Raw genomic sequence first — 14,428 nt, 5'->3', positions numbered from 1 at the left:
CTCCGGCCGCGCACAGCGGGCCACCACCTTCCCGAAAGTAGGACATGCCATGGAAATCACCACCCTCTCCGCAGCCGGAGTTGCGAGCGCGATCCGGATCGAGATCGACGATGACGCGACGCCGATCGTCCGCCTCCTCGGCCGGATCCTGCGGGATGCGAGCCGGACCGGCCACGCGGCCGACGTGCTCGGGCGCGGTTCTGGATCTGTCGCGATCCGCTCTCACTCGACCCCGCAGGCCGCCACTGTCACCTTCGCCGACGGCATGATCGCTGTGACCGGAGGCGTTTTCGCCCCGGTCGACGCCACCGTGGTCGTCGATCTCGACAGCCGGTGCGCGCGGGTCTATACCGAGGGCGACGCGGACCTTGCCGACGCGGTGCTCGGCGCCCTGCAGGTTCCCCTGCCCGATTGGCAGGAGGCGGGTGCCCGCTTCTGGGAACAGACCCGCACCATCCCCGGCATGCCCGACGCGTTGGCCGTGGTCGCCCGCGGAATCGAGGGCTCGCAGGAGGCGAGATTCGGCGGCGGGGACGTCGCCTACCGCATCGTCGGCAGCGTAGACACATTGGCCGGATTCTTCACCGGCACCGATTTCCTGTTCACCGCCCTGGAGCGCGGCCTGCGGGTCCAGGGCTCTCTCGCGCAGCTGTCGGTCATGACCGCTGCCTCCTGGAAGGCCCGTTACGATGTCTGATCCCAGCCGACCCGGAGCCGGTGCACCCGGCCCGGCCAAGGCGTACCGCGTGGAAGCAACGAACCACGACGGCAGCTTCATGGGGAAGAACGTCACCCCCGCGAAGTTCGCCGCCGGCAGGGAATCCGGCTTCGCGTTCGCCGACGTGCTGTTCGCCATCGACATGGGCACCGACATCGTGTTCGGCGACGCCTATCCCGAGTGGCGCGGCAACCTCTACGACATCTCCCTCCTCCCGGACATGAACACGCTCGTCGAGTGGAAGCCCGGCGTGCAGTCCGTGATCGGCGACTTCTGGATGAAGGACGGACGCCCCGTGCCGATCTGTCCCCGGAACATGGTGCGCCGCCTCATCGACCGCCTCGGATCGCTGGGCTACACGGCGACCGTCGCCGTGGAGATCGAGACCACCCTGTTCGAGGAGTCCATCCAGGCGGCCAGAGCCCGCGGCTATCGCGACCTCACCGCCCTCGGCGGCGAGACGGGTGCCACCTACAACCTGGCCCGGTCCGCGGACTGGATCGAGTACATGGAGGCGGTCACGGACCGGCTCGACGAGCTCGGCATCGTCTGGGAGGCGTGGACCGACGAGGCCGCGCCGGGCCAGACCGAGCTGAACATCGCTCCCTCCGAGCCGCTCACCCTCGCCGATTCCTGGGTGCGCACGAAACAGGTCATGCGCGAAATCGCCTGCGAGCACGGCCGGTCGGTGACGTTCATGGCCAAGCCGACGGCGGGCTTCGGGCAGGGAGCGCACCTGAACGTCTCGCTGCAGCGGGACGGCGTCAACCAGTTCTACGCGCCCGACGGGCCGTCGGAAACGATGTTGCAGGCCGTCGGCGGCCTGATGGCGACCATGGCCGGGAACACGCTGCTGGCGCTGCCGCAGATCACCTCGTACCGCCGTCTCGTCGACGTATCGGGGCCGCCCACCACGATCAGCTGGGGCGTGAACAACAAGACCGCGGCGCTGCGGGCGATCACCGGCCATCCGAAGTACTCCCGTCTCGAATACCGCGTTCCCGGCTCAGACGTCAATCCCTACTATGCGCTCGCGGGCCTGCTCGCCGGGATCGTCGCGGGGATCGAGAAGGGGATGGCGCCCCCGCCGCAGGTCGACGACATGGCGTGGTGCCTGCCCGACGACTGCGGCGTCGCGCGGATCCCCGACTCGATGACCAAGGCGATCGACGCGCTCGACGGCGATCCCATCCTCCGCGAATACCTTGGCGACGAGTTCGTCGACTTCTGGACCGCCTCGCGCCGGTGGGAGTGGATGCAGTTCCACACCACCGGGGGTGATCCGTACGCCGAGCTCTCCGAGTGGGAGTCCCGACGCTACTTCGAGTTCGCATGAACCGCCCGCCACTCATCGGGATCACCGGTCGCCGTTTCGAACTGAGCCTGATCGCCGGCTCCGACCCGCGCTACGGCAAGGCGTGCATGGACTCGTTCATGTCCGCGTTCGCGACCCGCATCGCCCGGGCCGGCGGTCTGCCGGTGCACCTGCCCTACGACGCCGCCCCGGACGACTGCTGCGAAAGGCTGTCCGGCGTGGTCATCACCGGAGGGCAGGACGTCCACCCCGCCCGCTGGGGCGGGGACACCGCGCTCGTACGCGACGTCGACCCGAGGACCGACACGAACGCGCACGATCCGGAACGCGACGACTACGAGTTCTCGCTCACCCGCGCGGCCGTCGACCGCGGGATCCCGGTGCTGGGGGTATGCCGCGGCCTGCAGGTGCTCAATACCGCGCTCGGGGGGACGCTGATCGCCGACCTTCCGGCGGGGCCGATCCCGCACCTGTCGCCGCAGTCCGCGCCCACCGACGGCGACGCCGTTCACGTGGTGCGGTTCGAGCCCGGGTCGACGGCCGCGCGGGTCTTCGGCCCGAGCATGACGACGAACTCGTGGCACCACCAGGCCGTCGACCGGTGCGGCGACGGCCTGATCGTGACGGGCCGGACGTCCGACGGTGTCGTCGAGGCCGTGGAGATGCCCGGCGCGCCGATCCTCGGCGTGCAGTGGCATCCCGAATGGATGGACAGCGATGACCCGGCGATGGCCTGGATCGTCGACGAATCGAAGAACCGACAGGAGGCCTGGCAGTGACCACCACATCTCATCCCGAAGAGACCGCGCGACGCCCCGCCGTCGCCGTGGACGAGCTCGGTGACGCCCCGCGGATCGGCACGGTGATGGGCCTTCTGGCCGACGGTGCCGCCCGCACGCCGGGTGCGGAGCTGCTGCGGTTCGGCGACGAGTCGTGGACGTACGAGCAGGCCGATGCGGCGTCGTCGCGGCTCGCGCACCTGCTGATCGCGGATCACGGCATCGCGCCGGGCGACCGGGTCGCGATCATGCTGCCCAACGTCGCGGGCTGGCCGCTCGCCTGGTTCGGCGTGCTCAAGGCCGGCGCGGTCGCCGTGCCCGTCAACTCCGCCTACCGCGCGGCCGACCTACGGTTCGTGCTCGAGGACTCGGGCACCCATGTGATCGTGACCGATGCGGACCATGTGCCGCTGGTACGCGAGGTGATCGCGAGCGATGACGCGGTGGCCGGCGTCGCCGTCGTCGACATCGCGGAGGCCAGCGGCACGGAGCACTCGTCCACCGCCCCGGACGTGGACATCCGCGCGGACACCCTTGCGAACCTGCAGTACACGTCGGGGACCACCGGTTTCCCGAAGGCGTGCATGCTCACGCACGATTACTGGACCCGAATCGGCTGGACCTGCGCCGGAGCGGCCGGCCTCGGTCCCGACGACGTGCTGCTGACGGCCCAGCCCTTCTCGTACATGGACCCGCAGTGGAACACCGTGCTGGCGTTGACGACCGGCGCTCCGCTGGTGGTACTGCCGAAGTTCTCGGCGTCCGGCTTCATGCGCGACGTGCGCCGCCACGGCGCGACCTTCTGCTACGTGCTCGGCTCGATGCCCACGCTGCTGTTCAAGCAACCGCCCGGTCCCGACGATCGCGCGAATCGCCTACGTGGCGTCTTCTGCTCCGCCATCCCCACGGCGCTGCACGGCGCCCTGGAGGAGCGCTGGGGCGCACCCTGGCGCGAGGTCTACGGGATGACGGAGAGCGGGATCGACCTGTTCAGCCCGTTCGACGACGTCGCCGCCGTCGGCAGCGGAACCCTCGGGCATCCCGTGCCCACCAAGCAGGTCCGGATCGTCGACTCCGACGGTGCCGAGGTCCCGGCCGGGACACCGGGCGAGCTGACCGTGGCCGGAACGCCGATGATGCTCGGCTACTGGGACCGCCCCGAGGAGACCGAGAGGATCCTGCGCGGCGGTCGCCTGCACACCGGTGACGTCGCCGTCAAGGACGAGCACGGAGGGATACGCCTCGTCGGCCGTCTCAAAGACATGGTGCGGCGCGGCGGGGAGAACGTCGCCGCCGCGGAGGTGGAAGCCGCGCTCGAGCGCGACGTCGCCGTCGTCGCGACCGCCGTCGTCGCCGAACCCGACGACGTGCTCGGAGAGGAGGTCAAGGCCTTCGTGCAGCTCGCGGCGGGTGTCGCCGCCGACCGTTCGACGGCCGAGGCGATCGTCGCCCGCGTCGCCGAAGGCCTTGCCCGCTTCAAGGTTCCGCGCTACGTCGAATTCGTCGCGGACTTCCCGCGCACCCCGTCCGAGCGGGTGTCCAAACCCGCACTCAAGGCCCGCGTCGAGCAGGCCCCCGGCACCGTCCACGACCTGCGCGCGCCGGCACCGTCGACCAAGGAGAACAAGGTGAACGACACCGACCAGGCGGCCGAGCACGTGCTCGTCGAGGTGACCCGGGAGGTCGCCGTCATCACGCTGCGTCGGCCCGAGAAGCTCAACGCTCTCACCGCACCGATGCGCAGGTGCCTGTCCGCGCTGATCCGCGAGTACGGCACCGGCGACAAGGCCAGGGGCATCGTGCTCACCGGGACCGGACGCGCGTTCAGTGCCGGCGAGGACCTCGCCGTCGCGCCCACATCCTTCGAGGAGATGCGGGAGAGCTTCGAGAGCTTCCACGACGTGACCCGCGCCGTGATCGAGACCAGGGTGCCCGTCATCGCTGCGATCAACGGCATCGCCGTGGGCGGCGCGTCGGAGATCACGCTGTGCTGCGACGCCCGACTGGGCACGCCACAGACGGAGTACTACCAGCCCGAGAACGGACGCGGCCTGACCATCTCCAACGCGTCCAGCATCCTGCTGCCCCGCATCGTCCGCGGTCACGCGATGCGCATGGTCTTGGCCTCCGAGCGCGTCGGGGCCGACGAGGCGCTGGAGATCGGCCTGCTCGACGAGATCGTCGAGCCGGAGGAGCTGCTGGATCGCGCCATCGACACCGTGCACGCGTGGACCCCCGAGGGCGTCAACAACACCGCTCTGCACCTGGAGCTGCTGCGGCCGTCGATCGAGGAGATCGAGCGCGCCTTCGAGCGTGAGGACGCGGCCGCCGACGAGTCCTGGAACAGCGGCGCGCTCACCGCCGGCGTCCAGAGCTTCTGGGACGCACGCACACCCGCCACCGCGAACGGAGCGAGCCGATGATGACCACCCGCGCCGCTGTGCTCACCGAGGTGGGCCGGCCCCTGCACCTGACCGACATCCACGTGGACGATCCCGAGCCCCACGAGGTGCGGGTCGCCGTCACCCACGTGGGGCTGTGCCACAGCGACCTGCACTACATGACCGGCACCGTCGAATCCGAGATGCCGGTCGTCGTCGGGCACGAGGTGGCGGGTGTCGTCGAGTCGGTCGGCTCCGCCGTCACCGACCTCGAGCCCGGCGACCGCGTGACCGGCGCGCTGACCCCGTCGTGCGGGCAGTGCGCGAATTGCAACGCAGGTCGCTCCACCCAGTGCCAGCGGCAGGCGGAGATCCGGCGCCGCCCTCGGCCCGCGTACTCGCTGCCCGACGGGACGCCCGTCGCCCGCCTCGGCGACGTCGGCGCGTTCTCCGAGCACATCCTGCTCCGCGCGAACGCCGCGGTGAAGCTGCCCGACGACGTACCGACCCGCGTGGGTTGCCTGCTCTCCTGCTGCATCGTGACCGGCGTCGGCGCTGTGTTCCGCGGGGCGCAGGTGCGCCCGGGTTCCACCGTCGCGGTGATCGGCTGCGGCGGAGTCGGTTCGGCCATCATCCAGGGCGCGCGGCTGGCCGGCGCGTCCGCCATCGTGGGAATCGACCTCGACGACGCCCGGCTGAAGGCCGCGCACCAGTACGGCGCCACGCACACGGTGAACGGTGCGGGCGACGTGCGAGCCGAGATCGCCGAACTGCTCGGCGACGGCGTGGACTACGCCTTCGAGGCCGTCGGCTCGGCGCGCACCGCCGCGACGGCACTCGCGATTGCGCGTGCCACCGGCACCGCGTGCCTGGTCGGCATCGCGCCCGACGGCACCGACGTACCCGTCCCCGCCGCCGACTTCTTCTTCAGCGAGAAGCGCCTGATCGGCTCGTACATGGGCTCCGGCCAGGCACGCGAGGACATCGGACAGTTCGCCCGCCTCTACCAGCAAGGCCGGCTGCTGCTCGATGAGATGGTCACGGACGTCATCGGATTCGAGGCGATCAACGAGGGCTTCGAGGCCATGAAATCGGGCGACGTCACGCGGATCGTCGTCGCCATGCCCACCCGCTCCGAGACCGAGGTGACCCTATGACCACCGAGACCACAACCACCCTTGCCCAGCCCCGCAGCTACATCGCCGGGGAGTGGATAGAGTGCGAGACGCTCGACACCTGGAACGTCGACCCGAACACCGGCGCCCCCGTCCACCGCACGGTGACCACCACCCAGGCCGATCTCGACCGCGCGCTGGACCTCGCGCAGCGCGTCTACGACGCGACGGACTTCTCCGCCGACGACTTCCGGATCGAACGCGCCGAGGCCCTGGAGCGGGCCGCGGCGAACGTCGAGCAGCGGCTCGAGGAGATCGCGCGGGTCGACGCGCTCACAAGCGGCACGGCGATCGGCGCCACCCGCAAGATCGCGGCGTTCCTTCCGCACCGCCTACGCGGCGCGGCCGCCGAGGCGCGGAACATCGCCCGCGTCACTGAGCTCTCCGCAGGCGGCCGCGACGTACGGCTGCACCGGATCCCGTGGGGCCCCGCGGCGATCCTCACCCCGTGGAACGGCCCCAGTTTCATCCCGGCGGCCAAGGTCGCGAGCGCTGTCGCCGCCGGCTGCCCCGTCCTCCTCAAGCCGTCCGAGCACGCGCCCGCCAGCGCGCAGGTGATCGCCGAGTGCCTCGTCGATGCCGACCTGCCCGACGGTGCCCTCCAACTGGTCCACGGCGCCGGCGACATCGGTGCCGCACTGACGGGTGACCATCGGATCCAGGTCGTGTCCTTCACGGGCGGCCCGGGCGCGGGGCGGGCGATCGCCCGCGCCGCAGCGGAGGACTTCAAGGTCCTGCAGCTGGAGCTGGGCGGAAACAACCCGGTGATCGTGCTCGACGACGCCGACCTCGACGCGACCGCCGACGGGATCCTCACGGGCATGACGAACCTCAACGGACAATGGTGCGAGGGCCCGGGCAAGGTACTCGCGCCACAGCACCTGGTGCAGCCGCTCCGTGTGGCGCTGGCAGAGCGCATCGCGAAACTGCGGATCGGGCACTCGCTGGACGAGGCCACCGACATCGGCCCGATCTCCAACGAGCCGCACTACCGCATGCTGCAGCAGCGAATCGACGGCCTGCGCGCGCTCGGAGCCGAGGTCGACCAGCCGGGCCGGCTGCCCGCCCTGGCAGGGTTCTTCCTGTCACCCACGGTCGCCACCGGTTCCGACCCCGACCGCACGACGGCAGAGCTGTTCGGGCCGGTCGTCTCGCTGCACGGCGTGGACTCCGAGGAGGAGGCGCTGCGAGCGGCCAACGCGCACCCGTCGGGCCTCGACGCGTACGTCTTCGGCACCGACACCGACCGCGCGATCGCGGTCGGCGCCCGGGTCAAGTCCGGCGAGGTCCGCGTCAACGGCGCGAAGGTCGCCGACCTCGGCGACAACTCCGCGCAGAGCTTCTGGGGGCCGTCCGGAATCGGCGGACACGGTCCGGCCGAGTCGATCCGGGTGTTCTGCGGCGACCGGGTGGTCGGCGTCGACTCGCCCGACCTGCCGGTGTAGACCGGCCACCATGACCCGGACCGACCACGAGGGAGACACCCGTGGAGAACAGACCGCTCATGACGTCACGGTCCTCGGCTGCGGACTGATGGGTGCCCCACTCGTACGCCCGCCGGCCGATGCCGGCCACAGGGTCGCCCTGTGGAACCGGACCCACGCCAAGGCCGCGGCGATCCTCTACTCCGGATCCGAATCCGCCTGGTCTGCACACGGCCAGGCGACGGTCGTCGCCGTGGGATGAGCCGGGAGCACGACGGCTCCGGCCGGGGACGCCGCGGGCGTCAGTCGCGCAGTTGCACCAGCATGAGCGCGGCGACGACGCTCGCCGCGCTCTCGGCGAGCGGCACGGGCAGGAGCTGGTCGGCGCGCGCCAGCCTCCGCTCGACGGTGTTCCTGTGGGTGAACAGACGCTCGGCGGCGGCGGAGCCGTTGAACCGCTCCTGGACGTAGGTGAGCACCGTCTCGCGCAGCGCGGGATCGGCGGTGGCCAGGTCGCCCAGGGTGTCGGCGACGAACTGATCGGCCTGGGCCATGTCGGCGGTGAGCACCGAGACAAGCGCGACGTCCTCGTAGCGCACGACGGTCCGGTTCGAGCCCAGTCGGGCCAGCATGCGCTGGGCCGACGCCGCGTCGAGGTGGCTGCGGCGGAAACCGTCGAGGTCCTGGCCCGGCCGCCCGAAGGCGAGGTGGATTCCCGGGGTGTCCGCGACGATCTGTTCGGCGACCTCGGCCGGTGGGACCACGTGCGCCGGGACCCACACCCACAGGGCGGTGGTGCTCGCGTTGAGCGTGAGCCTGCGCCCGGCGCCGCACATTCGCATCACCGCCTCCGCGGCGGTGTCGAGGCCGGCCGCCTCATCCGTCGAATCGCTCCAGATGATCGCGGCCACGTGGTGCCCCGTCAGTGCGTACCCGAGACGTGATTCCGCCCGCGCGCGACCGATCGGCGCGCCTTCGAGCAACAGCTGGACCGTGGCGTGCCGTTCGGCGTTCGCCCCCTTGGCGAGATCGGCGCGCTCCCGCTCCACGAACTCGTCGAGCGCGGCGATCGAATCGTCGATGAACGTCGCCATCGAGCGCTCGGACACCTTTATCAGCTCCCGGAGTTCGTCGAGGTCTGTAGTGACGGCGAAGCAGCCGTCGACCCACATCGACCACGCGCCGTGCTGAGCGCCGCGCCAGGAACCAAGGTCGTGCAGATCCAGCCCCCGGCGCACTACATCCCGCGCGAACTGCAGGATCTCCGGATCCATGCTCGGCGCAACCCGCATTCCCGGAGCCTGGATGTTCGCGGACAACCAGTGCAGCATGTTGGTCCTGTTCATCCGGCGGTCCGCGTCGACGAGCTGCGGATCGTCGAGCACGGCGCGGTAATCCGCCGACTCGTGTGCCGCCGCCGTCACCTCTTGCGCAGCGGCGTCGGCCGCGGCGAGCATGTGCTCCGCCACCATCCGGATGAGCGTCGAGATGCGCACGCTCGGACCCGGCCACGATGTTCCCACCGTCGAACTGTAGCGCTGCGCCGGTCCTGTCGTTCCTCTCCGACACGCAACGTCCACAGTGACCGATGCGCGTGTAGAGCTGAAAACAGAAGCGCGACTCCCGTTGTCGGAAAGGGCGCTCCTGTTCAGCGGCTCAGATCTTGCGGTGCCGCAGGTTGATCGGGAGGCCGTCGGCGGGGGTCGGGCCGGTGCCGTAGGTCAGTTCCGGGCGGTAGCCGGCCGGGACGTCCCACTCGAAGCGCAGCAGCATCTGGTGCAGGATCGACTTCACTTCCATCCCACCGAAATACAGGCCGATGCACTTGTGGGCGCCGCCACCGAAGGGCGCCCACGCGAAGCGGTGGACCTTGTCCTCGCGGCGCTCGGCGGAGAACCGTTCCGGATCGAAGTGGGTGGGGTTGGGCCACCACTCCTTACGGAGCATCGTCGCCCACGGGTGGATGCCGAGCAGTGTGCCCTTCGGGATGTAATGCCCGCAGACCTCGGTGTCCTCGATCGCCATCCGGAAGAGCATGCCGACCGGGGCGTTGAGCCGCAGCGTCTCCTTGAAGGCGAGATCCATGCTGGGGAGCTTGTCGACGTCGTCGTAGTCGATCGTCGGCTTGTCGAGGGCCAGGGACTCCTCGCGCAGGCGCTGCTGCCATTCGGGATGGCGGCCGAGGAAGTAGGTCATCATCGACAGCGCGATGGTGCTGGTGTCGTGCGCGGCCATCATCACGAAGATCATGTGATTGACGATGTCCTCGTCGGAGAACGTCTCGCCTTCCTCGCTCTCGGCGTTGCAGAGCACGCTGAACAGGTCGTCGGCGTCGTTGCCGCGACGCAGCGGGATCTCGGAGCGGAAGTACTCCTGCAGCACCTCGCGGCCTCGGAGCCCCTTGGCCCAGGTCCAGTTGCCGACATCCTTACGCACGATCGCCTGACCGCCACGCACGGCCGCCTCGAAGGCGTGCTCGAGGCGGTGGGCCTCGGACTCGCTGACGTGCGCGCCCATGAAGACCTCGGTCGCGAGCGACAGCGTGAGGTCCTTGGTGCGGGAGTACATCTTGAAGCCGTTCCCCACCTCCCAGTTGGCGAGGGTCTTCTCGATGTGCGGGGTCATGATGTCGAGGTAGCCGGTGAGCCGGGGCTTGCTGAAGGCCTGCTGCATGATGCGCCGATGCTGCATGTGCTCGTCGAAGTCCATCAGCATGACGCCGCGGCGGAAGAACGGGCCGATCATCGGCTCCCAGCCGAGTTCGCTGGAGAATGCCTTCTTGCGGTTCATCCAGACCGCTTCGATCGCATCCGGACCGACGAGTGTGACCATGTTCATGCCCAGCGCACCCGACCACGAGACCTGCCCGTAGCGATCGAACCTCTCCATCGCCGACTTCAACGGGTCGACCAGCGCTTCGAGGGTGTTCCCGAGCCACGGAATTCCCGGATCGCCCATGACCGGTTTGAGGTCGGAACCTGCCGGCGGCTCGGCGAGGGGGCGCTCCGAGCTCGGGTACATGCTGCTCGCCTTCGCCAGCACGGTTTGGATCTGCTTCTTCCGACTCGTCATGAACCTGCCACTCCCCGTTGATCCGATGTGCGTTACATCACTATGCACCATTGGAACGGATTTTAGCGCTTGTTTCAAGAGGGTGGTGCGGACGGGGTGTTCACGCAGGTTGTGCGAGCGTGTCGGCAGACCTTCGCGAGGCGAGCACGCGCGGCGCCGAGACTCCCACCGCGATCAGCACGGCCAGACCCCAGAGCAGGTACGACGCCCCGACGAGGTGCTGCCACCAGGCCCAGGACAGCTCGGCGTCGTATCGCTGTGGGATGCGCTGATGCGGTGCGACGGCGAAGATGACCACTCCCAGGCCGAGGAGCCACCACCAGATCGACGACGCGGCGGGGCGCGTTGCGAGGTAGGTCAGCACGAGAAGCAGCGGGACGACCCAGACCCAGCTGTGATCCCAGGCGACCGGTGAGCAGTACAGCGCGGCGAAGGCGACCGCGATGAGGGCTGCAACGTCGTTCGGTGTCGTCGTCGGCGGGTCCGCCGGTGTCGTCGTCGGCGGGTCCGCCGGTGCCGGCGACAGCAGGCGCCATGCCACCCACGCGATGAACAATCCGACGACGAGCGAGACCAGGAACCACGCCGCGTCGGACTCGATGCCCAGGCGCCCGAGTTCACCCTTGATCGACTGGTTGTTCGCGAAGTGCGGGCTCCCGATGCGGTCGGTGTCGAAGAGGGTCGAGGTCCAGTAGGTGGTCGAGTCGCTCGGTGTCAGCAGATGGCCGAGAGCGGCGTAGCCGATCGCTGACACCGCGGCGACGACAAGTGCGCGCCAGTCCCGGCGGACGAAGAAATACAGCAGGAAGACCGCGGGGGTGAGCTTGATCGAGATGGCGAGGCCGACGAGCAGACCGTTCCACCATTTGCCCCGGCCCAGTAGGGCGTCGACGACGACGAGTGTCATCAGGACGATGTTGATCTGCCCGAAGTTGAGCGTGTCTCGGACGGGTTCGAGCCAGAGGGCGACTGTCGTGGCCGCCGCTGCGAGCCACCACAGGTCTCTGACCGGCCGGTCGAGGAGACCGGACAGGACGATCCGGCACACCACGAGCAGGCAGCCGATGGAGATCGCGGTGAACAGTGCCTGGCCCAGGCCGAGCGGTACGACGGTGAACGCAGAGAACAGTGCGGCGGCGAGCGGTGGGTAGGTGAACGGCAGATAGGAGCCCTCGGCGAGCTGCGGCAGCATGCCGTACAGATCGCCGCCGTCGAGCAGGACCTGTCCACCCATGCGGTAGACGTCGAAGTCGATGCGATACGGGGTTGGCGGTTGGTTCGGCAGAACGAGAATCGCGACCGCCGAACTGAGGACGAAGGCAGCGAGTGTCGCCCACCGGGCCCGAGCTGATCCCAGGTAGCGATCCAGCGCATGTCGGATGGTTCCAGCAGCAGTCACGAGCCCTCACTTCCGAGCGGGATCGTATCGCGGTCGACTCTCGGGGCCGGTCAGGCCGCCCCTGCGCTGCGTCGTCGGGCGCGCGGTGCAGTTGCCGACTGGTCGGGGTAGCCGTCGAGCATGATCGTCGCGATCGCGCCGAGGGCACGGTCCCACGCCTGCGTCATCGCCGGAGTCCACGCATCGCCGCCGATCTCGCTCATGGCGGCGATCATGCATTCCGCGAACGCGCAGTACATCGGCCGGGTGACGCCGAACCGGGCATGCTGCCGCCCCAGCGCGTGGAGCGTCGTCCTCAGCCACTCGGCGTCGTCGACATGCTCCACGACGGACACGATCGCGCTCCGCAGCCTGCGTGCCTGCACGCGGGTGTCACCGTCGAACATCGCGCGGACCGTGGGATAGCGCTCGAAGAGGACTTCGTAGAAACGGACGGTGAGACCCGAGTCGGGCAGGTCGACGAGAGCCAGACTGTCGACGAGCAGTTGCTTGTCCATGGAGGAACTCTGGTGGTCGTGCGTTGCCGCTGGACTGGCGGTCCGGAAGCCAGAGGTAACAGTGACCGCACACCGACGTGCACTCCGTGTGAGGTTCGGGATGGTTCGGACTCTATGTGTCCCAGTCGACAGCCGATGCCAGGTCCAGCAACCGGCGTCGACGGGTCTCCCCCGTCGCCCCCATCCATGCGATGAGTCCGTAGACGTGTGCGCGAAAGTCCGGGTGATCGTCGTGATTCTGCGACGACGCACCGTGGCGGCGGGCGTTGTGGAGCAGCGCTCTCAGGTTGTCGTAGTCGGATCTGGCGACCTGGGGTCGGTCGTTGACGACGAGTCCGGCGAGGCGTTGGCGCTGATGGCGGTGCATGATGCGGACCTTGTCCGGGTGGACGGTGAAGCGCTCGGCTCCCACAATGCGAAGCGTCGTCCACAGCGCCCGGTCGGCGTCGATCGCGTCGCCCGAGATCGCGAGGTCGTCGCCGTACCGGGTGTATCGGAGACCGTTGCGGCGGGCATAGCCGTCGAGCCGCCGATCCAGCGACCGCATCACGAGGTTGGCGAGATGGGGCGACGTCGGTGCGCCCTGCGGGAGATGACGTTCGCGAAGTAGAGCTGCGTGCGCGCGGTCGATTCCCCGGAGCTCGTCGACGGGGGTTGCCGTGGTGCACAATTCGGCGAGCAGGCGCGCGATATGCGACGGGTACCCGGCGTCGCGGAACACCGCACGAACGCGGTGGACGGTGATGGTCTCGAAGCAGTGCCGGAGGTCGACGCGCACCACCGCCGGCCGGTCGGTGTGCGGCCAGGCGAACGCGGCCGGCGACGACCCGGGCACGAACCCGCGTGCCGCCGAATGTGCCGGGATACGTTCGACCAGACGCCTGAGCAGGCGCCGTTGGGTTTCGCGCGTCCGCGGCTTCGGGGCTTCGATGACGCGGACACCGTCGCGTTTGTCGCGCCGCCAGATTCGGTAGTGCCGCAACGGAGGACGTGCAGTTCGCAGCCACTGTCCACGGTCGGCGAACCACTCGAGTTCCGGAACGGTGAAGTCGAGCCAGTGCGCGAACTGCTCCACGTCGTAGAGATCGGGCAGATCGTCGGGCACAGTTCCCGTCGACTCCGGTTCGTGCAGGAGGAGGGGCCGGCGGGGTTCGGGCGTCGGGTGGGTCCACGGAAGCAATGCCTCGAGGAGCACGGATGCGGGGTGTCTCGGTTCGTGCGGCGAGAGGTCGAAGAGGCGGTCGGCCACGTCGGTGATGGCTTCGGCAGGCAGAACGGTACGCAGCGCGTCGACGACCTCCGGCCACGTCCATGCCGAGTACGTCCGCGAAAACGCCGCAGCGACTTCGGCGGCCTCGTGTGCGTGGAGGAATGGGTCGGTCACGGCGTCGTCGCCTGTGTACGCGTCGACGGCCGGTGATGAACGACGGGTGTGGTGACCAGAGCTGTGGTGCAGCGGCGCCGGGTGGCACGTGGAGCGTGCGCGCCGGCGTCGGACGCAGGAACCAACTGTGAAGTGCACCCAGGGGTTACCCCTGAGACGGATCGCGACGATCCCCTCTCACCTCGCCCGTCGTTCATCAACCGTCATGCTGCCACGGTGGTGTGACAACCCGAGGGACGATGCGGGTATGGCCGCGGCGTCCCATGTGGAGGCGTGACCCCGTT

General features: G+C 69.3%; 12 protein-coding genes. 7 read left to right on the top strand and 5 right to left on the bottom strand.

Annotated elements, in window-relative coordinates:
* The first annotated feature begins 49 nt into the window (after positions 1 to 49).
* Genes BCM27_RS12900 through BCM27_RS12870 form a run of 7 tightly spaced genes read left to right on the top strand, consistent with a single transcriptional unit; the run spans position 50 to position 8,054 of the window.
* On the top strand, positions 50 to 697 hold the full coding sequence (locus BCM27_RS12900; protein ID WP_004019416.1) for a hypothetical protein: 648 nt from the start codon (positions 50 to 52) through the stop codon (positions 695 to 697).
* The gene (locus BCM27_RS12895; protein ID WP_004019415.1) at positions 690 to 2,054 is read left to right on the top strand and encodes a glutamine synthetase family protein; all 1,365 of its coding nucleotides are present in this window, start codon (positions 690 to 692) and stop codon (positions 2,052 to 2,054) included. Before BCM27_RS12900 ends, BCM27_RS12895 begins: the two co-directional genes overlap by 8 nt.
* Positions 2,051 to 2,812: a gamma-glutamyl-gamma-aminobutyrate hydrolase family protein gene (locus BCM27_RS12890; RefSeq protein WP_004019414.1), complete on the top strand. Its 762-nt coding sequence runs from the start codon at positions 2,051 to 2,053 to the stop codon at positions 2,810 to 2,812. Before BCM27_RS12895 ends, BCM27_RS12890 begins: the two co-directional genes overlap by 4 nt.
* A complete protein-coding gene (locus tag BCM27_RS12885; RefSeq protein ID WP_004019413.1) occupies positions 2,809 to 5,235 on the top strand; it encodes an AMP-binding protein in 2,427 nt (808 codons plus the stop codon). Before BCM27_RS12890 ends, BCM27_RS12885 begins: the two co-directional genes overlap by 4 nt.
* Positions 5,232 to 6,350: a Zn-dependent alcohol dehydrogenase gene (locus BCM27_RS12880; RefSeq protein ID WP_033205515.1), complete on the top strand. Its 1,119-nt coding sequence runs from the start codon at positions 5,232 to 5,234 to the stop codon at positions 6,348 to 6,350. Before BCM27_RS12885 ends, BCM27_RS12880 begins: the two co-directional genes overlap by 4 nt.
* Positions 6,347 to 7,813, top strand: a complete 1,467-nt coding sequence (locus BCM27_RS12875) for an aldehyde dehydrogenase family protein (RefSeq protein ID WP_004019411.1) — start codon at positions 6,347 to 6,349, stop codon at positions 7,811 to 7,813. Before BCM27_RS12880 ends, BCM27_RS12875 begins: the two co-directional genes overlap by 4 nt.
* A 10-nt stretch (positions 7,814 to 7,823) precedes the next feature.
* Positions 7,824 to 8,054 (top strand): NAD(P)-binding domain-containing protein, encoded by a 231-nt coding sequence (locus BCM27_RS12870; RefSeq protein ID WP_004019410.1) that lies wholly within the window; start codon positions 7,824 to 7,826, stop codon positions 8,052 to 8,054.
* A gap of 40 nt (positions 8,055 to 8,094) precedes the next feature.
* Here BCM27_RS12870 and BCM27_RS12865 read toward each other — a convergent pair whose 3' ends face one another.
* The 5 genes from BCM27_RS12865 to BCM27_RS12845 all read right to left on the bottom strand — a co-directional run bounded on the left by BCM27_RS12865 (position 8,095) and on the right by BCM27_RS12845 (position 14,144).
* Positions 8,095 to 9,315: a PucR family transcriptional regulator gene (locus BCM27_RS12865; RefSeq protein WP_033205512.1), complete on the bottom strand. Its 1,221-nt coding sequence runs from the start codon at positions 9,313 to 9,315 to the stop codon at positions 8,095 to 8,097.
* A gap of 133 nt (positions 9,316 to 9,448) precedes the next feature.
* Positions 9,449 to 10,864, bottom strand: a complete 1,416-nt coding sequence (locus BCM27_RS12860; protein ID WP_172622055.1) for a cytochrome P450 — start codon at positions 10,862 to 10,864, stop codon at positions 9,449 to 9,451.
* A gap of 100 nt (positions 10,865 to 10,964) precedes the next feature.
* Complete coding sequence (locus tag BCM27_RS12855; RefSeq protein ID WP_004019407.1) at positions 10,965 to 12,263, bottom strand: glycosyltransferase 87 family protein; 1,299 nt, start codon at positions 12,261 to 12,263, stop codon at positions 10,965 to 10,967.
* Positions 12,264 to 12,313: 50 nt separating this feature from the next.
* Positions 12,314 to 12,760 carry a globin domain-containing protein gene (locus tag BCM27_RS12850; protein WP_004019406.1) on the bottom strand — a complete coding sequence of 149 codons (447 nt, stop codon included), beginning with the start codon at positions 12,758 to 12,760 and terminating at the stop codon, positions 12,314 to 12,316.
* 112 nt (positions 12,761 to 12,872) lie between these two features.
* Entirely contained in the window at positions 12,873 to 14,144 is a 1,272-nt protein-coding gene (locus BCM27_RS12845; protein WP_004019405.1) for a reverse transcriptase family protein, read from the bottom strand.
* Between the last annotated feature and the right edge of the window lie 284 nt (positions 14,145 to 14,428).

Source organism: Gordonia terrae, assembly GCF_001698225.1.
Lineage (GTDB): Bacteria > Actinomycetota > Actinomycetes > Mycobacteriales > Mycobacteriaceae > Gordonia > Gordonia terrae.
This window is presented reverse-complemented; position numbering and strand designations above follow the sequence as displayed.